General features: G+C 36.8%; 19 protein-coding genes. 7 read left to right on the top strand and 12 right to left on the bottom strand.

Annotated elements, in window-relative coordinates:
* Positions 1 to 41: 41 nt before the first annotated feature.
* From Q4496_RS13830 to Q4496_RS13795, 8 genes are all read right to left on the bottom strand, one after another.
* On the bottom strand, positions 42 to 1847 hold the full coding sequence (locus Q4496_RS13830) for an acyl-CoA dehydrogenase (RefSeq protein WP_303610660.1): 1806 nt from the start codon (positions 1845 to 1847) through the stop codon (positions 42 to 44).
* A gap of 101 nt (positions 1848 to 1948) precedes the next feature.
* Positions 1949 to 2710, bottom strand: coding sequence for an SDR family NAD(P)-dependent oxidoreductase (locus Q4496_RS13825; RefSeq protein WP_303610659.1), 762 nt, complete (start codon positions 2708 to 2710; stop codon positions 1949 to 1951).
* Between the two features lie 151 nt (positions 2711 to 2861).
* On the bottom strand, positions 2862 to 3893 hold the full coding sequence (locus tag Q4496_RS13820) for a phosphotransferase family protein (protein ID WP_215974502.1): 1032 nt from the start codon (positions 3891 to 3893) through the stop codon (positions 2862 to 2864).
* Positions 3894 to 3978: 85 nt separating this feature from the next.
* Positions 3979 to 5187, bottom strand: coding sequence for an acyl-CoA dehydrogenase family protein (locus Q4496_RS13815; protein ID WP_215974503.1), 1209 nt, complete (start codon positions 5185 to 5187; stop codon positions 3979 to 3981).
* A 64-nt stretch (positions 5188 to 5251) separates the two neighbouring features.
* Positions 5252 to 6367, bottom strand: coding sequence for an NADH:flavin oxidoreductase (locus tag Q4496_RS13810; protein ID WP_303610658.1), 1116 nt, complete (start codon positions 6365 to 6367; stop codon positions 5252 to 5254).
* Between the two features lie 146 nt (positions 6368 to 6513).
* On the bottom strand, positions 6514 to 7281 hold the full coding sequence (locus Q4496_RS13805) for an SDR family oxidoreductase (RefSeq protein WP_215974505.1): 768 nt from the start codon (positions 7279 to 7281) through the stop codon (positions 6514 to 6516).
* 36 nt (positions 7282 to 7317) lie between these two features.
* The gene (locus Q4496_RS13800; RefSeq protein WP_215974506.1) at positions 7318 to 8049 is read right to left on the bottom strand and encodes a histidine phosphatase family protein; all 732 of its coding nucleotides are present in this window, start codon (positions 8047 to 8049) and stop codon (positions 7318 to 7320) included.
* Positions 8050 to 8513: 464 nt separating this feature from the next.
* Positions 8514 to 10979, bottom strand: coding sequence for a TonB-dependent receptor (locus Q4496_RS13795; protein ID WP_303610657.1), 2466 nt, complete (start codon positions 10977 to 10979; stop codon positions 8514 to 8516).
* Positions 10980 to 11523: 544 nt separating this feature from the next.
* Here Q4496_RS13795 and Q4496_RS13790 point away from each other — a divergent pair.
* The 6 genes from Q4496_RS13790 to Q4496_RS13765 all read left to right on the top strand — a co-directional run bounded on the left by Q4496_RS13790 (position 11524) and on the right by Q4496_RS13765 (position 14543).
* Positions 11524 to 12132: a DNA-3-methyladenine glycosylase I gene (locus tag Q4496_RS13790; protein ID WP_303601810.1), complete on the top strand. Its 609-nt coding sequence runs from the start codon at positions 11524 to 11526 to the stop codon at positions 12130 to 12132.
* A gap of 140 nt (positions 12133 to 12272) precedes the next feature.
* Entirely contained in the window at positions 12273 to 12941 is a 669-nt protein-coding gene (locus Q4496_RS13785) for a Bax inhibitor-1/YccA family protein (protein WP_215974509.1), read from the top strand.
* A gap of 159 nt (positions 12942 to 13100) precedes the next feature.
* Positions 13101 to 13463, top strand: coding sequence for a sulfurtransferase complex subunit TusD (tusD, locus tag Q4496_RS13780; protein ID WP_215974626.1), 363 nt, complete (start codon positions 13101 to 13103; stop codon positions 13461 to 13463).
* Positions 13463 to 13834 (top strand): sulfurtransferase complex subunit TusC, encoded by a 372-nt coding sequence (tusC, locus tag Q4496_RS13775; protein WP_215974510.1) that lies wholly within the window; start codon positions 13463 to 13465, stop codon positions 13832 to 13834. The genes tusD and tusC overlap by 1 nt, the downstream gene beginning before the upstream one ends.
* A 56-nt stretch (positions 13835 to 13890) precedes the next feature.
* Positions 13891 to 14220, top strand: coding sequence for a sulfurtransferase complex subunit TusB (gene tusB, locus Q4496_RS13770; RefSeq protein WP_215974511.1), 330 nt, complete (start codon positions 13891 to 13893; stop codon positions 14218 to 14220).
* Positions 14211 to 14543 carry a TusE/DsrC/DsvC family sulfur relay protein gene (locus Q4496_RS13765; protein ID WP_215974512.1) on the top strand — a complete coding sequence of 111 codons (333 nt, stop codon included), beginning with the start codon at positions 14211 to 14213 and terminating at the stop codon, positions 14541 to 14543. The genes tusB and Q4496_RS13765 overlap by 10 nt, the downstream gene beginning before the upstream one ends.
* Before the next feature lie 291 nt (positions 14544 to 14834).
* Here the strand turns inward: Q4496_RS13765 and Q4496_RS13760 are convergent, their stop codons facing one another.
* The 3 genes from Q4496_RS13760 to gndA form a co-directional block, all read right to left on the bottom strand.
* A complete protein-coding gene (locus Q4496_RS13760) occupies positions 14835 to 16286 on the bottom strand; it encodes a glyceraldehyde-3-phosphate dehydrogenase (RefSeq protein ID WP_215974513.1) in 1452 nt (483 codons plus the stop codon).
* 539 nt (positions 16287 to 16825) lie between these two features.
* On the bottom strand, positions 16826 to 17197 hold the full coding sequence (gene msrB, locus Q4496_RS13755; RefSeq protein WP_215974514.1) for a peptide-methionine (R)-S-oxide reductase MsrB: 372 nt from the start codon (positions 17195 to 17197) through the stop codon (positions 16826 to 16828).
* Positions 17198 to 17252: 55 nt separating this feature from the next.
* Positions 17253 to 18782: an NADP-dependent phosphogluconate dehydrogenase gene (gene gndA / locus Q4496_RS13750; protein ID WP_215974515.1), complete on the bottom strand. Its 1530-nt coding sequence runs from the start codon at positions 18780 to 18782 to the stop codon at positions 17253 to 17255.
* 353 nt (positions 18783 to 19135) lie between these two features.
* Between gndA and gap the strand changes: the two genes are divergently transcribed.
* Entirely contained in the window at positions 19136 to 20140 is a 1005-nt protein-coding gene (gap, locus tag Q4496_RS13745) for a type I glyceraldehyde-3-phosphate dehydrogenase (RefSeq protein WP_215974516.1), read from the top strand.
* Between the two features lie 253 nt (positions 20141 to 20393).
* Here the strand turns inward: gap and pyrF are convergent, their stop codons facing one another.
* The gene (pyrF, locus tag Q4496_RS13740; RefSeq protein ID WP_215974517.1) at positions 20394 to 21086 is read right to left on the bottom strand and encodes an orotidine-5'-phosphate decarboxylase; all 693 of its coding nucleotides are present in this window, start codon (positions 21084 to 21086) and stop codon (positions 20394 to 20396) included.
* Between the last annotated feature and the right edge of the window lie 235 nt (positions 21087 to 21321).

The raw sequence follows: 21321 nt of genomic DNA, 5'->3' as shown, positions 1-21321 counted from the left end.
AGCTATAGTGTTAAACATAGTTAAAAACTATAGCTATACGCTTAAAACCAAGCTACTTTCATATCGTATGTTGTACTGTCACTAGTACGTAAAATATTTGACCACAACGCTATTTCTGGCAATTCGAAACGATAGAAATACTGTAACGCTTGTAGTTTGCCATTATAAAAATCTTCATCTGCTTGGTGCGGCTGCTTGCGCAACGCTTCACTAGCAACGACACCTTGCTTTAACCATAACCAAGCAATGATAACGTGACCAAATAGTTCTAAATATTTCACTGAATTCGCCAATGCAAGGTCGATATTTGTCGTTTGTATTGCAGTTAATACCACATCCGTAGTTTGCTTTAATGTTTCAAGTGCATCACTAAGCTGTGCTGAAAATGCAGTTAAATTGCTATATTGCTTGGCTTGTTCAATCGTTTTATAAATTTCACTCAACGTTGCTGAGTAGCCCGCCATTTTATTCATCGGTACTTTACGGGTTAATAAATCTAGCGATTGAATACCGGTTGTACCTTCATGAATAGGATTTAAACGATTGTCACGATAAAACAACTCAACAGGATGTTCGTTAATATAACCATGCCCTCCAAGTACTTGAATCGCCAGATCATTCGCTTTAGTGCCATATTCAGACGGCCAAGTTTTGATAATAGGAGTTAGAAAGTTCAATAGCATATGCGCATGTGCTCGTGCTTCTTCTGTCGTTGCTGTTTTTTCGTCATCACTCAGTTGAGAGCCATAAAGTACTAATGACAACGCGCCTTCGGCATAAGCTTTTTGTGCAAGTAACATACGACGAACATCAGCATGTTCGATAATATTCACCATAGGTGAAAGTGGATCTTTACAAGACGGTAAACGGCCTTGAGGACGGTTTTTTGCGTAGTCGACTGAATATTGATAACCAGCAACGGCAAGTGTAGCGCCACTTGTGCCAACCATAATACGAGCTTCGTTCATCATATGAAACATGTACTTAAGCCCTTGGTTCTCTTCGCCAACTAAGTAGCCAATAGAGCCATTTTTTTCTCCAAAACTTAACGCGGTAGAGGTTTGTGCTCTGCCCCCCATTTTGTGAAATAAGCCTGCAAGGGCAACTTCATTATCAGCACCTAACGTACCATCGTCATTTACTAAAAATTTAGGTACCACAAATAAAGAGATACCTTTAACGCCCTTTGGCGCACCTTGAATTCGAGCCAAAACTAAATGAACAATATTTTCACTTAAATTATGATCGCCACCAGAAATATAAATTTTATTACCACTAATACGGTAAGTGCCATCGTCGGATTTCACGGCTTTCGTGATTAGGTCGCCTAACCCTGAGCCACTGCCGGGTTCCGTCATCGCCATGGTGCCCATAAAACGTCCAGAACGCATCGGTTTAACCCACTTTTCAATTAACGCTTCACTGCCGTGAGCTTCAAGTAAGTTAGCATTGGCATTGGTCAGCATGTTATAGCCTAAACCAACACCACCTGCAGCCGTTAAATAGGTGCTCGCCACACTGGCAACTATCGGTGGTAACTGCATACCATTTAATTCGTAATCAGCCGTTGCAGAGGAGATACCTGAGTCAATAATCGCTTCAATAGCTGGCTTAAGCTCAGGAATAAGTGTGACTTTTTTGCCATCAAATGTTGGTTGATGAGTATCAAGTTTTTGCCGAATAGGTAAGAAGTGTTTTTCTGCTATCGCCTTCGCAGTATTAATGACTTCATTAAAAGTCTGACGGTCATGGTCTTGATATCTATTGCGTTTGATCAGCGCTTCACTGTCAAAAAGCTCATAGAGCATAAATTCAAGATCTCGTTCATTCATTAATGTGGCTGTCATACTATTCTCTTCTTATCTTTTTACTTATCGATATTATTAGCCATAAAAAATAATGATTTATGGCTAATATACTGCGCTATAAATGCGTGTTGCTTTACCGCTTACTGTGCAGATACACCACCATCTATTGCGATGCATTGTCCTGTCATATAGGTATTTGCTGGTGATAACATCATCAGCATCATGGCAACAATCTCTTTAGGCTCACCTAATCGGTGCATAGGTGCACCTCTGCTCATGCGTTTTTGCTGCTCATCATCAGCAAAGTTTGTCACCATTGGCGTCAAGGTAAAAAACGGACAAATAGCATTAATACGAATATTGTTACGACCATATTCAACGGCACCGGTTTTGGTTAAACCAATAACCGCATGCTTAGCCATTGCATAAGCACTGCCTCTTGCTGCGCCACCTAAACCGGCCATAGAGCTAACATTTAAAATAGCGCCTTCGCCCTGTTTAAGCATTTGTTGTATTTGATGACGCATACCAAATTGCACGCCTTTAACATTAACCGCAAATTGAGAGTCCATAATGGCTTCATCTATGTCATGTAATGGCATAAATTCGTGGGCAATACCGGCATTATTAACGCCAATATCAACTTTACCAAAGTGCTTAATTGCCGCATCTACCATTGCTTTACAATCATCATTTTTTGCAACGTTACACGCCATGGCAATAACGTCTGCACCAGTCGCTTTAATGCCGTCAGCAACTTTCATTACACCTGCTTCGTTGATATCACTAATCACTAGTTTTGCACCGCGCTTCGCTAATTCTTCAGCAAGCAGCTGACCAAAGCCTTGAGCTGCACCAGTTATAACGGCAACTTTTCCTGTAAAATCTAATAGTGGATCCATGGTAAATTCCTTACGTTACAAATATCGTTTAATAATTTATTGTTTAGATAACAATTTCTTTTGTTCTTAGTTGTTATGCATTACTTTATTTTTTGCTAATTATTTTATTTTCTTTATCCGTAATTCTTCATCAAACAGCATTAATCACATTTTATTCATCACTAATAATACTCAAGGCCATTTGTGCCAATGGTTCAACAAAAGCGCCCACTTTATTCGCTTGTTCATTTGTGGCATTGCCTTGAGAAGCTCGTTTAGCAACGCCTTGTGCAATAGCCGCTAATTTAAAGAAGCTAAAAGCAAGGTAAAATGTCCAATTTTCAATACGTTCAATTCCCATACGCTGACAGTAAGCCGCAACATATTCTTCTTCTGTAGGAATACCTAAACTTGCTCTGTTTACGCCTTGTAATCCATCAATAGTTCCCATGCCTTGTGGCATACGCAACTGCATACATTGATAAGCTAAATCAGAAAATGGATGTCCGAGTGTCGATAATTCCCAATCGAGCACCGCTATCACTTCTGCTTTGTCTTTTCTAAACATGATATTGTCTAAACGAAAATCACCATGAACTAAACAAACTCGACCATCATCAGGCGGTAGGTGTGTTTCAAGCCATGATATTAAGTTATCCATCGCATCAATTTGTTGCAACTCAGTAGCACGATATTGTGATGTCCATCGCGAAAATTGACGCTCGAAGTAATTTCCTGCTTTGCCATAGTCACGTAAATTAACTGCATCAAGATCAACACTATGTAATGCAACTAAAGCCTTATTCATAGTGTCGTATAGTTGACTTCGATAAGCGTTAGTTGATACCTCACGTAATGAAGCACTCCAATAAACAGTACCATCACAATATTCCATTAAATAAAACATCGAGCCGATAATGCTGATATCGATACACAGGTGATAAACCTTAGCTACAGGCACATCGGTATCTTTTAGGGCATTAAGTACCCGAAACTCTCGATCTACTGCGTGTGCAGATTTCAATAAATTTCCTTGCGGTTGGCTTCGTAGTACATAAAGCCCCGACTTAGCATTGACTTTAAAGGTTGGATTTGACTGACCACCAGGAAACTTCTCTAAACTGATAGGACCAACAAACCCCTCAACATTAGACTCTAAATAGCGAGTCAATTTTTCTATATCAAAAGAAACGGTTGCTGACATTTTTTATCTCTTCCATTTATTTAACGTACTAATGATTAACTCTTCACTAACAAAAATTACCGCTAGTTTTTAGCCGAATTAAGTACTATGTTGATTTTTTTACTAAGTCGCGTCCAAGTTGCATCATGTGTACTTGATCAGGGCCATCAGCTAAACGTAACGTTCTTTGGCCGGCAAACGCATGAGCTAAAAAGGTATCTTGGCTAACGCCTACAGCACCATGACATTGAATAGCCCGGTCGAGTACATCTAGTGACATACTCGGAGCAACAATTTTTATCATGGCGATAATATCTTTGGCCGCTTTATTGCCTTCTAGATCCATCTTTTGAGCCGCTTTTAACGTCATCAGTCTGGCTTGTTCAATTTGACAAGCCGAAATAGCAATATCTTCTCGAATAGATTGTTGTTTGATCATTGGACGACCAAATACAATGCGATCGTTAACACGCTGACACATTAAATCTAGCGCGCGTTGTGCGACACCAATTGATCGCATGCAATGATGAATGCGACCTGGGCCTAATCGCCCTTGTGCAATTTCAAAACCTTTACCTTCACCCATAATGATGTTTTCAACAGGTACGCGAACATTGTCAAAGGTGATTTCTGCATGTCCTTCTGGTGCATCGTTATAACCGAACACTTTCATTGGACGTACCATAGTGACCCCTGGCGTTTTCATTGGTACAAGTACTTGAGATTGTTGAATGTAGCGGTCAGTGTTATCTGGGTCAGTTTTACCCATCACAATCATAATTTCACACTGTTTTCGACAAGCGCCACTGATGTAAAATTTTCGACCATTGATAACGTATTCATCACCATCGCGCACTATGCTTAATTCAACATTAGTTGCATCACTAGAGGCAACTTCTGGCTCAGTCATCGCGAAAGCCGAACGAATCTTTCCTTCAAGCAACGGCTCTAACCACTGTTTTTTTTGTGCTTCGTTACCATATTTAGCTAATACTTCCATATTGCCCGTGTCTGGCGCAGCACAATTAAATACTTCAGGCGCCCAAAATACTTTGCCCATAATTTCAGCAAGAGGGGCATATTCTAAATTAGTAAGTCCTGCACTGTATTTGCCATAACTAACGGGTAAAAATAAATTCCATAATCCCTGTGCTTTCGCTTTCGCTTTCAGCTCTTCCATTAAAGCAGGTGTTGTCCATTGATTTTGTGCTACTTGCTCATGCATTTCTGCTTCAGCAGGATAAACGTACTCGTCCATAAATGCGCTAACACGTGCCATTAATTCTTTAACTTTGTCGCTGTATTCAAAATCCATGGGAAATCCTTATTATTTTTACTATAAAGTTATGTAAGTGATTAACTAATACCTAATTAAGCGACTAACTTAATTTCATTAACGCCTCTTTATTAAACGGCGCTATTTCATCTTCTTTATTATGTTCAATTTTATTTACCCATTCAGGGTCAACCAATAAGGCACGGCCAATAGCTACTAAATCAAATTCATCATTATTTAAACGCGTTAATAATCCTTCGATTCCCGTTGGGTTAGACGTACCAGCAAGATCAACACTACCTTCACCGGTAAAATCGCTGTCTAAACCAACACTACCAACAGTAATTACAGGTTTATTGATTAATTTTTTTGTCCAACCGGCAAGGTTAAGATCAGAGCCTTCGAATTCAGGTAACCAAAAGCGTCGAGTACTTGCATGGAAAATATCAACGCCTGCATCACTTAATAAGGTTAGAAAGGTTGCTAATTCTTCAGGCGTTTGACAAAGTTTGGCGTTGTAATCTTGTTGCTTCCATTGTGAAAATCGAAAAATAATTGGAAAGTCTTTACCTACTTTTTCACGAATAGCCTTGACTATTTCAACGCCAAAACGGGTTCTGTTTTCTAATGATCCACCATATTCATCATCACGTTGGTTAGTGCCCTCCCAAAAGAATTGGTCAACCAAGTAACCGTGTGCACCATGTACTTCGATAGCATCGAAACCAATAGCTTTCGCGTCTGCAGCAGCTTGGGCAAATGAAGCGACGACATCATCGATATCTGCTTTACTCATAGCAACACCGTTTGGTGCGCCCGGTTTATATAAACCTGATGGGCTATAGCCCGGAACTTCTTTATCTGGACCAATACCTTCTTTACGTACCGAGCCTACATGCCAAAGTTGTGGCGCTATTTTTCCGCCTGCAGTATGAACTTCGTCAACGACGTGTTTCCAACCCGCTAAAGCCTCATCACCAAAAATTGCTGGTACACGTTCATAGCCGTTTGCGGCTTTATGAGAAATAAATGTCCCTTCGGTAATAATTAAACCAACATTGCCCTCTGCTCTGCGGCGATAGTATTTTGCTACGTCATCTGTTGGAATATAGTTAGGTGAAAACGTACGTGTCATGGGTGCCATCACGGTGCGGTTTTTTAAGTTTAAGCTACCTGCTGAGAATGACTCAAATAGTTTTGCTGCGTTATTGTTGCTCATTTTATTTCCTAACATTCATTTGCTAATTATCTATCGTTAACATGCTTGCTAACTTGATATTGTTTAAATTTACACCGTACACTAGTAAAGAAAACTTACGGCTTATTTATCTACTCAATCGAATACTTTGTTTTATCTGTCGCGATTTATCCGATCAAGTAGCCGCCATCAACATTTATTGCCGTGCCAGTTGTGTAACTAGAAGCATTAGAAACTAAATACAGTACCGTGCCTGCCATTTCTTCTGGCTGGGCAACACGTTTCATTGGTACGTGATGCATTAGTTGTTCTAATATTTTTGGATTATTGACTAAGGTTGAAGCGAATTTAGTATCCGTACCACCAGGTAATAAGGCATTAACACGAATATTGAATTGTGCACATTCCTTAGCAAACGTTTTTGTCATAGAAATAACCGCGGCCTTGGTAATAGAATATATACCTTGATAATCACCAGGAATTATTCCATTGATTGAGGCAACATTAACAATGGCTCCACCACCATTTTCTTTCATTAATTTAGCGCCAATAGTAGACATAAAGAAGTAGCCACGGATATTAACGTCAACCGTTTTTTGAAAAGCTAACAGGTCTGTATCTAATACATGGCCAAAATAAGGATTTGCTGCAGCATTATTCACTAATATATCTAGTTTGCCGTGCTCAGTTGATATTTGCTTAAATATGCTTTCTATCTGTTCCATCTCACCAATATGACAAGCAATTGCTTGAGCACTACCACCGGCGGCAATGATTTGGTCAACGACAGCTTGGCAACCGTCTATTTTACGGCTCGATACAATGACATGAGCGCCATTTTCAGCGAGTAATTTTGCTATATGCTCACCAATACCTCGACTTGCGCCGGTAACTAAAGCCACTTTTCCTGTTAAATCGAACAAATTAGTACTCATATCTAAATTCCTCTTTAAAATTTTTGTTAACGACCTTTATCTAAATGTTTCCCAGTCATGACCTGCTTGAGTTAAGTGACCATAATTATTCAAATAATCAATGCTTAGGCTACCTTTGGTAAAGAGTAGCTTTGTGACACTAGTATTTCGTAATTGTTGATTAATCGATAATGTGTTTTGATCAGATAAGCCTAAAATATGTTGAACCAATACTGAAATAGTACCGCCAGAAGTGAAAATACAAATGTTATTTGACGGTGTGATGTTACTGAATTCTTTCTTAGCATTGAGCTCTTGGTTAATTACGTCTTTTAATGCAGTAATACAGCGCTTTTTAAACTGCGACCAACTTTCCATATAATCTCCATCATATTTACCGCTAACCCAACGATTAAGCGCCAAAGAAAATTCTTTTTGAAACACTTTATTTGCTTCTGGTTTTTGACTAATTAGTGCAGCCATTTTGGCGTAATTTTTCCATTGACTATCATAACGCGATAACAAATCAACATGATTAAATTCATCAAAACCAGAGTGCAACACTGTAGATGGTTTATCGCCCTGATAACCTTTTAAAAAGTTTTCAAGTGTTTGTTCATGACGTAACAATGCACCTGAAAATAACTTTCCTGGTTTATTCTGTGTCTTAAGCGTTTGCCAATATTGACCAAGTAATTCAGATTGCTGACAACCTTTATCAGACAGTTGATCATAATCAGCTTTGCCGAATGAAGCCTGCCCATGGCGAATAAGATAGATAGCAGACATAAGTTACGCTGCTATTATCAAGGTTGGGTGTTGCACTGGGATAATGCTTATTATTTTTATCATCTTATTTATTACCACCAATATAGTTAAACAGTTAATTGATATAATTAAAAACAGCTTTAACACTCTGGATTAATGTGAATAACTCATGCTATGCCTAATCGAATGATTAAACAAATGAATAGTTCTTATAACTTACTATTCTCCATACGAATTAATAGTAGTAAATAAAATGATCAATACTTAGTAATAAGCAAACAACAAAAAACCTATTTAAACATCTGATTTATAATTGTTTTATTAAAAATTTACTGGGTATAGAACCCTAGAATAAGAAACAGCCTTGTAATAAAAATTACAAGGCTGTTTAATTGACACTCACTATCAATTCAACTCGACCATAAAATCGACTTGAGTTTGATATGCTTCTTAAATGTGCTTACGTTTTTGTTTAATCCTTCTGTTTAAAATTCATAAGAAATAGAAGCACCATACATACGAGGCTGGCTTGGGTAAGCATTATAACTACCTGCCTGTATTGGTGGTGGGAAGGCAGAATGTAGGTATTCATCATTATTTAGATTACGTACCCAAAGTTGAACATTAAGTCCATTGTCAAAGTTTAATCCTGCTGTCGCATTTAAGGTGCCAACTTCGCGTGTTAGCGACTCCGGCACATTTTCAGCGAGGTACACTTCACTCTCATAAATATAATCAGTTCTTACATAACCATATGCACCATTTTCTAATTCATAGCTGTAAGTAATGCCGGCCGTTATGCTGCGTTCATGAATACCCGCTGGTTTTTCACCTGATAAATCAACAGGACCATCTAACCCTGTTGCTCCAACAAATGAGTCATAGACAGGATCAAGAAAAGTACCTGCTAACGTAAATGACCAGTTTTCAGTTGGGTTGTAAACTGAATCAAATTCCAGTCCTTGCGTACTTTGTTTACCGGCATTTGCCAATACGTAACCAGTACCAATAAAGATAGATGACTGAAACCCTTCAATCGTTTGGTCAAATAAAGTTACGTTAAATGCCCCTTTTTTAAATCTCGCTTTCACGCCAAGCTCATAAACTTTTGCTTCCTCAGGTGAAGCAAAGCGACCACCGTAGGTTTGATTAGCAAGCGCAACACCTGCACTTTCCATTGCTGCTTGATCTGCAATAAAAGGGTTACTATTTCGTCCTAGATTCCATGATGATGCTTTAAAGCCAGTCGCTGCCGTTGCAAAAACATTAAAGTTATCGTTTACCTCGTAGGCCAAGCGCATTGACCAAGTTGTTTTACTATCCTCAGATTTACTCTGTTCAACGTCGTTAGGTAAACTCGGCATGGGTGGTAACAATTGAATGCTATTTAAAATAGGAATGGCTGGTGCAAGTGTTGGAATAAGCGATAATGGTACACCAAATGCTGTTAATTCAGTGTCTATATCAAGGCCAGACAATACATCTTTATTGATCTGTTCCGCTGTTATCGTTTTTTCATCTTTCGTGTAACTAACACCGAAAATAGCCGTAAAATCTTCCGTTATATGATAATCAAAATTAGCGAATAATGAATAAGCGTCATTATCTTGGGTAAATTCAGAGTTTACAAAAGATTCATTAGAAAAAAACGCCCCCTGTTCAAGCCCGTAAACTTGTTCAACACCCGCTAATAAACCATCTGCACCACCAGCGGTCATCAACGCATCAAAAAAGCTACGAATATCATCCCCGTAATATAGCGTATCGCCTGTAATTACTTCTTCTTGGAAAATATACGCACCTATCATCCATTCCAAAGTTTGCTTTCCTGTTGAAGTCAAACGAAATTCTTGAGTAAGAGTATCAATTTTGGTGTGACCTCCTTCTCGTAAAATATCTAACGAGGTATAGTCTACATCGTTTAAAAAATCGGAATCATTACTACGCAGCGCACTAATTGAGGTAAAAGAAAAGCCATCAAAATCAATATCAAGTTGAACTGAAACACCACCATCTTGCACTGTATTGTCAGGGTCAATATTAAGTGATGATTGATAAGAGAATGGATCGTTATCTTCTAACACAACACCACCTAATGCACGTACCGCTGCAGTTGTCGGACCATTAATAACATCGGCGGCAGTACAACAGGCTTCATCTATCTCACTATAATCAGCAATAACACGTAAGGTTACATCTGTAGTAGGCTCATATAATGCCTGACCACGAATATTCCAGCGATCGCGATTATTAATTTTATTTAGTCCAACAACACTATCGGTGTAACCATCACGTTTATTGAAACCACCTGATAAACTGAAAGCCAACTCTTCCGTAACACCATTAGTAATATAGCCTTTAACAAGTTTTTGATTAAAATTACCAGCACCAAATTCTATGCTTCCTTCAAGCGAGTGAGCAGGCTCCATCGTTCGAACATTAATAACACCAGCAGATGCATTCTTTCCAAATAACGTACTTTGAGGACCACTTAACACTTCTATTTGTTGTAATCGTGGTAAATCACCAATTTGAGCGGCAGCTCTCGAACGATAAACACCGTCAATAAAAATACCTACCGATGGTTCAATACCGGTATTATTTGTACCATTACCAAAACCTCGTATAGCAAAATTAGTATTTATAGACCGCTGTAAAGGGGTGACACGTAAGGTTGGCACCAGCGTTTGTAAATCATTCATATCTAAAACTTTTGCTTGATCAACAGCGAGGCCACTTACAACGGTTATGGCTACAGGAGATTCTTGTAGCCCTTTAAGTCGCTTAGATGCAGTGACCATTATCCTTTCTACATCTTTATCATCGTCTTCAACAGCTTGATTAACTTCCTGAGCACTTACTGCGCCTAGGTTGATTGCACTTAATATTGCTGAAACAAGTAATGTACGTTTAAAATATTTTGTTGTTCTTGTTGTTGGTATATCTCTCATCTTGAATCCCCAATTTTGCTATAAATACTAAAAAACACGTATTCACTAATATGATCCCATTCAAATACTTTGTTTGAACATGAATTATTGTATAAAGTACATTTCAGTAATTACTGACTAAGCCGTACTTATTATTGTCACCACCTGTTGTCACTATCAGTCCAACGTTAATGATTCCTCAAGCACAATTTTTGTACTATTAATCATGCTAGGTCTAGCTATTAGATTTAACAAATGAATAGTTCTAATAACTAACTATGCATATTGAGAATAGTGATAGATATACCTCAAAATAAAGAAGATATTATGATGGAAAACTCCATGTTTTTAGCTGGATAAAGCGAGGTTTTTCGATAAGAGTTGAGCTGTTTTTTATAGTGATAATATCCAAGACTTAAAGTTATATGGTTAATTTATTATCAACGACCATCGGACAAAATACAGAAAATCATTAAATATAAAGAGCCTGTAACCTTATTAAGCAAAACAAGATAACTAGGTGATACAAGTAAGTGAAATTAATTTAAATATAAAAGAGGTATCTGTGGAAAATCAACAAAAAGAGCTATTAGCATGTCGCTGTCCATGGCTAGATACATCAAAGCCTGATTATGTTGCTTATCATGACGAAGAATGGGGTGTTCCCGTTTATGATGATCAGAAATTGTTTGAGTTTTTATGCCTTGAATCTGCACAAGCGGGTTTGAGTTGGTACACTATATTAAAACGTAGAAATGGCTATCGTGATGCATTTGCAAACTTTGATGTGAATATTGTTGCACAATATGATCAGGATAAAGTTGAGCAGTTATTGCTAAACCCTGACATTATTCGTCATCGAGGTAAAATTAACGCCGCGATCAATAATGCACAATTATTTATTAAAATTCAGCAAGAGTTTGGTAGCTTCAGTAACTATATGTGGGGCTTTGTCGATAACAAAACCATAGTTAAAGAATATAAAACATTGAGCGATTACCCAGCCACAAGTCCAGAGTCAGATGCTTGGAGTAAAGATTTGAAAAAGCGTGGTTTTAAATTTGTTGGTTCAACGATTTGTTATGCTCATATGCAAGCATGTGGCATGGTTAATGATCACAGTTTGTCATGTTACAAACGGAAACAAATTATTGATAAATATCAGCAGTGCTAAACTAGCTATTTAAAAACCCCCATGTCATAATATGTCAGAAGGTCGTTAGTCAATGTTAAGAAAAATACTTGAACTTTACGTAAACGCCCTTATCTTAGCTTATATAAAGTAATTATAATTAAGTTCTTAAAGGAAGAGTTATGCAAACTAATATGAATTTTCAAACCGCGAGTAAAAGCTCAGCGATTGAAATTAACAAAGTATTAAAAAATACTTATATGCTTTTATCTATGACACTAGCATTTAGTGCCGTAACTGCTGGCGTTTCAATGGCAATCAACCTGTCTCACATGGCAGCACTTGTGATGATGTTAGTTGCTTTTGGTTTAATGTTTGTTGTTAATAAAAAGGCTGATTCTGCTAGTGGTATTTACTGGATTTTTGCTTTTACTGGTTTAATGGGTGCATCATTAGGACCAATGCTTAATGGTTATGCAGCTATGCCTGGTGGTCCAGCAATGATTATGCAAGCACTTGGTGGTACAGCATTAATATTTTTCGCTTTATCTGGATACGCTTTAACAAGTAAAAAAGACTTCTCATTTATGGGTGGTTTTTTGATGACAGGCTTAATTGTTGTATTTGTTGCTATGATAGCTAACATATTTTTCCAAATTCCAGCGTTATCATTAGCAATTAGTGCCGGTGTTATCATGATTATGTCTGGTTTAATTTTGTTTGATACTAGCCGTATTATTAACGGTGGCGAACGAAACTATATTAGAGCAACTGTTTCATTGTATTTAAACATTTATAATATTTTTGTTCACTTGCTTCACCTTTTAGGTGTTTTCGGTGGCGATGACTAATAGAAGCTGTATAACAGCTTAAGCTAATTAGCTTTTAGTCTCAAAAAAAAACGTTATAATATCAAGCCTCGCTATTGCGGGGCTTTTTTATGTCTAAAGTATGATTTTTTCATTAGCATAATATAGACGTTTATTAATAGACAAATAGAGATTTTAATCGTGAAGAAACTTGCCGTTCTTGTCACCACCTCCCCTTATAGTAATCTAAGTGTTACAGCACTTGACTATATTGAAACTGCGCTAAAAAGTAATATTGAGCTTGTAGGGGTTTTCTTTTATCAGGACGGAGTTATGCATGCGAGTAAAAATATCCAAATAGCCAGTGATGAATTTCAAGCAATACAACATTGGCAACGATTACACCACACCTATAACCTCCCCTTACATCTTTGTATTACGGCAGCAGAAAAACGCGGCATAAGTGATGAACACAATGACTCTATTCACGCAATTTTTACTGTTTCAGGTTTAGGAGAGTTAGTTGAACTTACGACAAAGGCTGATAGGATGGTGCAACTGTAATGAGTGATCACGCATTAAAAACACTCGCAATACTGAATAGTAAAGCCCCTTATAGTGATAGCGCTGGTAAGGATTCAGTAGATATTGCCTTAGTTTTTGGCTCTTTTGAACAACCTGTATCACTGTTCTTTCAGGGGGATGGTGTTTGGCAGCTAGTACAAGGGCAAGATGGCTCGGCTATTGCCGTGAAAGATTATCTTAAGACCTTTTCAGCTTTTGAATTTTACGATATTGAAGATATTTACGTATGCCAAAACTCGTTAGAACAGCGGAATTTACCTGCTACTTTTCATATTGAAGCAGTACAGGTATTAAATCAACGAGACTTTGCAGAGCGATTAACATCACACCATACTATTTTCAGGTTTTAGTGTTAATTTATTAATAATTATACTAATTTACGAATAAACGCTAAGGAATTACGTTGATGACTACACTACATATTGTTCGTCAAAGTGCTTTTAATACCAATGATTATGCTCAATGCTTACAAGTACTTGGTGATAACGATGTCATCGTTTTTATTGATGATGGCTGCTATAACTTACATCATCATTTAACAAACAACTTAATCGATAACTTAAATAACAATTTATCTAAGAGCAATGTAAGCGCAATTAACATAAAATTAAAGGTGATTGCGCAGCATGCTAATGCTCGGGCAATTAAGATCAATGAAGCAGTTGTTAGTAAAATTGAGATGACAGATTTAGTTTCACTGACTTTTGAAAATGACAGAGTGATAACATGGCAATAGACTTTAAAGGCATAAAAATTGATACTGACAAACAAGGATACCTATTAGATTACACTCAATGGCAATCCGATTTAGCACAAATAATCGCAGATCAAGATGGTTTTACACTGACAACTGAACACTGGGAAATAATCAATTTTGTTCGTCAGTTTTACTTAACCTATAACACTTCTCCAGCAATAAGAGCCCTAACAAAAGCAATGAAAGCTGAGTTTGGTGAGGATAAAGCCAATAGCCGTTATCTTTTTCGTTTATTTCCTGATGGGCCGGCTAAACAAGCAACTAAATATGCTGGTTTACCAAAACCTAAACGCTGTTTATAGTGCCACGAAGATAAACATGTTTCGCTAAACACGAGAGTTCAAAGCTAGCACACTAACTATGTGTCATTTCTACTTGTTAACGTCACCAACGACATCGTTATTTATTTAATAATTAGAACTACGAGTTATTGAAATAAATACCTGGTATTGGGCAATTTTTTCTTCGTATAAAATTGCTCACCTAATTAATGAAACTGGTATAACATGGAAATTTAATAAATTTTAAGCATAAAAAAACGCCTACAATTTAATGAAGGCGTTTCAATGTGTTACTTTCAGTTAATGTTATTACTAGTTCACTGGTAAGGTTGGAATTGTAATACCTGCCATTTCTAACATAACACGTACTACCTGACAGCTATAACCAAACTCGTTATCATACCATACGTATAAAACAGCACGATCACCATCAACAATAGTTGCTTGTGAGTCTACAACACCCGCATAGCGTGAGCCCACTAAGTCTGTTGAAACAATTTCGTTTGAAGCAGTATAATCAATTTGATTTTGTAGATCAGACTCTAAAGACATCTCACGTAAATAGTTGTTTAAACTATCTTTATCAGTCTCTTTTTTCAGGTTTAAGTTCATAATAGCCATAGATACATTTGGCGTAGGAACACGAATAGCATTACCCGTTAACAAACCTGCCAGTTCAGGTAGCGCTTTTGCAACCGCTTTTGCTGCACCTGTAGTGCTGATAACCATGTTAAGTGGTGCACTGCGACCACGACGAGGCGCTTTATGATAATTATCAATTAAGTTTTGATCATTTGTATAAGAATGAATGGTTTCAACGTGGCCATTACGAATACCAAATTCATCATTCAATGCTTTAAGAACAGGAGTAATCGCATTCGTTGTACAACTTGCAGCTGAAACAATTTTATCTTCCGGTAAAATCATACTTTGATTAACACCATAAACGATATTTTTGATATCACCTTTAGCAGGGGCTGTTAATAAAACTTTAGCAACACCTTTAGATTGTAAATGTTGGCTTAAACCCTCTTCATCAGTCCAGATACCAGTATTATCAACAACAAGAGCATTGTTAATGTCATGCTCAATGTAGTTTACTTCTGAAGGTGAATTTGCATAAATAACTTTAATAAAAGCGCCATTGGCTTTGATGACATTATTTTCTTTATCAATAGTAATGCTACCATTGAATGCGCCATGCACAGAGTCTCTACGTAGTAAACTTGCACGTTTTTCTAGGTCGTCTCCGCCTTTACTTGGACGTAATACAATAGCACGAAGATTTAATTTAGCATTAGGACCTGTTTGCTCAATTAACAAACGAGCAAGTAGTCTGCCAATACGTCCAAAACCATATAAAACAACATCTTGCCCTTGATCTACATTATTTGTTGTATTGACTGTTTCTAATTCTTTTTCTAAATATTGCTCAATAGACAAGCCATTAGACTGCTCTTTAAATAAGTAACGATATGCCAATTTACCTACATCAATACGTGCAGGAGCCAATGACATTTTGCTTAACGCTTCAACAAATGGAAAACTTTCACGTAAACGTAGTTTGCTTTCTTCATGTAAAGCAACGGATTTATGCGCTTTAATGATATCAATAGGAGAAGCATTTAATAACGGTCTACCATAAACAGATATTTCAATTCCTTTATTTCTAAATAATTGACCAATGATTGGTTGCATATTTTCTGCGAAAGTTTGGCGTTCTTGCCAGCTGATCTGATATTCTTCCTCAAGATGAGACGTCATTAGTTAAGCCTTATATTTCAAGTGATTGAGCGAGAGTTTAATAAAATAATCTTAGACTAATTAAAAAAAATATAAAACTAGACTAAGGTGGATAATTAATTTTGGCATATTGTAATGCAAGACGTAATATTTCTCTATAGGTTACATAATAATTTAATGAGAAAAACTACAATTATTACAACGCTATTAATTCGTTATTACCTAGCCTGATTTTAAGGTAATAGATCAATATTATTGATATACAATTAAAATTTATAGGTCACCCCTTAGAATAGACAATCTTTATCAACGCGTTATTTTATTCATTTATCTTCGTTATTCTATAAATAATATTATACGTTGTTTTCTTTGATAGGCATTGTAGTAAACGATTTCCTTTAGGCGATGGAAACCGTTAAATTATTTGCTATAAGGAATGGTAATTTAAGGTTGTGACACAAAGTGATTGTATAAATGACTCACCAAGATGTGAGTCATTTTGTTCGCAGCCATTAACAGTAAAATGGTAGAGATAATTATATGCTTAGAGATAGTAATGCTTAATTGTTTTTAAAAGTTAAACTGAGCGAATTCACACAATATCTTTTGCCGGTTGGCATAGGTCCGTCGTCAAATACATGACCAAGGTGTGACTGACAATCCTTACATTGGATTTCTGTACGGCTCATATTATGAGTTTCATCTTCAAAGTAGGCAACATTGCCTGCGATAGAAGAAGAAAAGCTAGGCCAACCACAACCAGCATTGAATTTACTGTCACTATTAAATAAAGGTTTATCGCAACAAGCACACAGATAAGTACCTGATAGCCAATGATCATTATAAATACCCGAAAAGGGCTGCTCTGTTGCAGCTAAACGGCAAACTTTGTAAGCGTCTTCACTTAGTTTATCTTTATAATGATCGTTCATCAATATTTCTCCTAAAGGCTATAAACCTTATTAATATGTATTTTGGTACCTAAAACTAGTCTACAACAACCGTTTTACGCTCTGCAGTAGACCATTCAACATGATATTTTTTGCCATCCGCTTTATCAAGACGCTCAAAAGTATGCGCACCAAAAAAATCTCGTTGCCCTTGCAATAAATTTGCTGGCAACATTTCACTACGTATAGAGTCATAATATGATAATGCAGATGAAAGGGCACCATTAGGTATACCAAACATAGTGGCACCACAGATAGCTTTACGCCAATTAAGCTGACGTGTGTTCAACTGCTCAGCAAAAAAACTGTCTAATAGTAAGTTATCTAGGTTTTCATCTCTTGCATAGGCTTGAACAATAGATTGTAAAAATGTCGCTCGAATAATACACCCAGCACGCCAAATTTTTGCAATATTAGCAAAATCAAGCGTCCAACCATGTTCTTTCGCAGCTAATTTCATTAGCTGAAAACCTTGTGCGTACGCACACATTTTAGCGCAGTAAATAGCATCATGCAGTTGTTCGATATAATCATGTTGTTCTTGGCTTGATAAGCTTGTCTCTGCTGGTCCACTTAATATTGTGGATGCCTTAACACGTAAATCTTTAAATGATGAAATTGAACGAGCATAAACGGCTTGAGCAATAGTAGGTGCTGGACAACCTACCTCTAAACTACTCATCGCGGTCCACAGACCCGTACCTTTTTGTCCCGCTTTATCAAGGATAAGATCAATAAGTGTTGTGCCTGTATCAACTGATTTATGGCGAAGCACTTCCACACTAATTTCCATTAAATAACTATCAAGTAAACCACCATTCCAGTTTTCAAAAATATCAGCTATTTCATCAGAAGATAAACCCAAACCGGATTTTAGAATATGATAGGCTTCACAAATAATTTGCATGTCCGCATATTCAATACCATTATGCACCATTTTAACATAATGCCCTGCACCAGCAGGCCCAATATAAGTGGCACAAGGTTCACCTTCAGTAACAACTTGGCCTGGTTTTGTTCGTTCAATAGGCTTGCCTGTATTTGCATCAACTTTAGCTGAAATGGCTTCCCAAATAGGTTTAACCCGAGTCCAAGCATAAGGTGAACCACTTGGCATTAATGAAGGTCCAAAACGTGCTCCAACTTCTCCTCCTGAAACAGCTGAAGAAAATAATAAAAAATTATTTTTATATTTTTGTTCACGAGCAACGGTATCAACCCAAAGGCTATTGCCTGTATCAATAACAATATCGTCTGGCTGAACTCCAGCACCAATTAAACTCTCACAAACTTGATCAACAGGCGAGCCAGCAGGAACACTCAACACAATAAGGTGAGGTGCCTTTAACTGAGCTAATAATTCAGTGTAGGATGAGCATCCATAAACACGAGGTAAACCCGTTGTGTTTTCCTCTTTATCTTGCTCAATAACGCTTTGAACTTTTTCTGCTGATAAATCAAAAGCTGCTATATTGTAGCCATTATCGGCAAGATTCAGTACAAGGTTTTTACCCATAACGCCTAAGCCAATAAAACCGATGTCACACAAAATTTTATCCTGTGTCATAAAATTATTTTCCTAAAGATTAATGCTCTACACTAATGTGTTGACTTGATATTGATAAATTTTACTATATGAAGCTTATACTGATGTAACGATTTTGATCTTTATTTCCCAAAGATAAAATATAAAAGGTACATCGGAATAACATTATTCTAACATGCAGCTATTGCTAAATCATGAAAATAGCGAATAAAGCTACATATTCTGAAATATTCTACAATAAATATCTATTTATTAGCAAAAACATGTAAATAATTAACTTAAAATGACATTTTACGTCATATATGCAAACTTTAACTTGAATTTTTCCTAAAATGATGTAATTTTACTACATATTGAGTTTCTGGGAGAGTTCTATGACAATTAAAATAGGTATAAATGGTTTTGGCCGTATTGGTCGTTTCGTATTTCGTGCTGCTGCAGCAAGAGATGATATTGAAGTAGTTGGTATTAATGATTTAATTGATATTGATTACATGGCATACATGTTGAAATATGATTCAACGCATGGTCGTTTTAATGGTACTGTTGATGTTGTTGACGGACAACTTATCGTTAACGATAAAGTAGTACGTGTTACGGCAGAGCGTAATCCTGCTGATTTAAAATGGAATGAAATCGATGTTGATGTTGTAGTTGAATCAACAGGTTTGTTCTTAACAGACGAAACAGCACGTAAACATATTGAAGCTGGCGCTAAAAAAGTTGTGCTTTCGGCACCTTCTAAAGATGATACACCGATGTTTGTTTGTGGTGTTAATTTAGCTGAATATGCAGGACAAGATGTGGTATCTAATGCTTCTTGTACCACTAACTGCTTGGCGCCAATTGCAAAAGTATTAAATGATAACTGGGGCATTAAAGATGGCCTAATGACAACAGTTCATGCGACTACAGCAACTCAAAAAACTGTAGATAGCCCTTCTGCTAAAGATTGGCGTGGTGGTCGTGGTGCTGGCCAAAACATCATTCCATCTTCAACAGGTGCAGCAAAAGCTGTAGGTAAAGTTATTCCAGCATTGAATGGTAAATTAACTGGTATGGCATTCCGTGTACCTACTCCTGATGTTTCTGTAGTTGATTTAACAGTTAACCTTGAAAAACCAGCTACTTATGCTGAAATTTGTGAAGCAATGAAATCGGCTTCTCAAGGTGAGTTAAAAGGTATTTTAGATTACACAGAAGATGCTGTTGTTTCTAATGACTTTGTTGGTGAAGTATGTACTTCAGTATTTGATGCTAAAGCAGGTATTGCTTTAACTGATACTTTTGTGAAAGTTGTATCTTGGTACGATAATGAAATTGGTTACTCAAACAAGGTATTAGATCTTGTTGCTTTCATCAGTCAATACGAAAAATAACTTTTATTTATCATAAGAAAAATATCAAACCAGGTAATTTAATTACCTGGTTTTTTTTGCTTAAAATATTAAATAACGACTTTTATTTCAAATAGAAGAATCTCTATCAACTAGCATTAACCCATACTGCTATAGCGAATATCAATGCGAACAAAGAGTTTAACCATAAGATAAATCTTATAACTAAACTCTTTCAATAAAGGAGAATTTACTATCTTAATTTTCAGGAGTAAACCTGAAAATAAGTTAAAAATTAAATTGAGGCGTTAATTTGTTGTAAAACTAATTGTGGATCAGCCGCTTTAGTAATAGGACGTCCGATCACCAAATAATCGACACCAACATCAATAGCTTGTTTTGGGGTCATAATACGTTGTTGATCGTCTTGTGCTGAGCCTTCAGGTCTTATTCCTGGCGTGATCAATTTAAACTCTTTACCTAAATCATGCTTTAATTGTTCTGCTTCCCATGCTGAACAAACGACGCCATCAAGGCCACTTTGTTTAGTTAATTTTGCTAAAAAGTTAACTTGCTCTGCTGGTGTTTTATTAATACCTAAACCTGTTAAGTCATCTTGTGCCATACTAGTTAATACCGTAACTGCAATTAACAGTGGTGCATCGTTACCATAGTTATCTAATGCTTGTTTTGCTTTAGTCATCATTTGACTACCACCACTAGCATGTACATTAACCATCCAAACACCTAAGTCAGCCGCAGCCGTTACCGCTTTTGCCACGGTATTAGGAATGTCGTGAAACTTTAAATCAAGAAAGACATCAAAGCCCTTCCCTGTTAACGTTTTAACAAAATCTGGACCAAAGTAGGTAAACATTTCTTTGCCTACCTTAAGTTTGCACTCTGTCGGAGAAATTCTGTCTACAAACGACAAAGCATCATTTTTTTTATCAAAGTCTAAAGCGACAACAACTTTTGGGTCAAACATGGGAGTTCCTATTTTCAATTCTTTCACGCGACAATGTCGCTCTTACAGTATAATTTATGTTAATAGCTATAGATTCCGACTTAAGACACAACCGGAAGGGCGTATTATTTGAAACTTATAATAACAATGTTAAATTAGTCGACTTTATTTACTTAACTGCTTAACTAAATTACGATCATTTTATTAATAATGACTTCTTTCAAAGTTCTATAGTTCAAGAGCAAAGAGAAAGCAC

This window comes from Colwellia sp. 5_MG-2023 (assembly GCF_030547795.1).
Taxonomy (GTDB): Bacteria; Pseudomonadota; Gammaproteobacteria; order Enterobacterales; family Alteromonadaceae; genus Colwellia.
The sequence above is the reverse complement of the archived record's forward strand: the minus strand, read 5'-3'. Positions and strand labels throughout refer to the sequence as shown.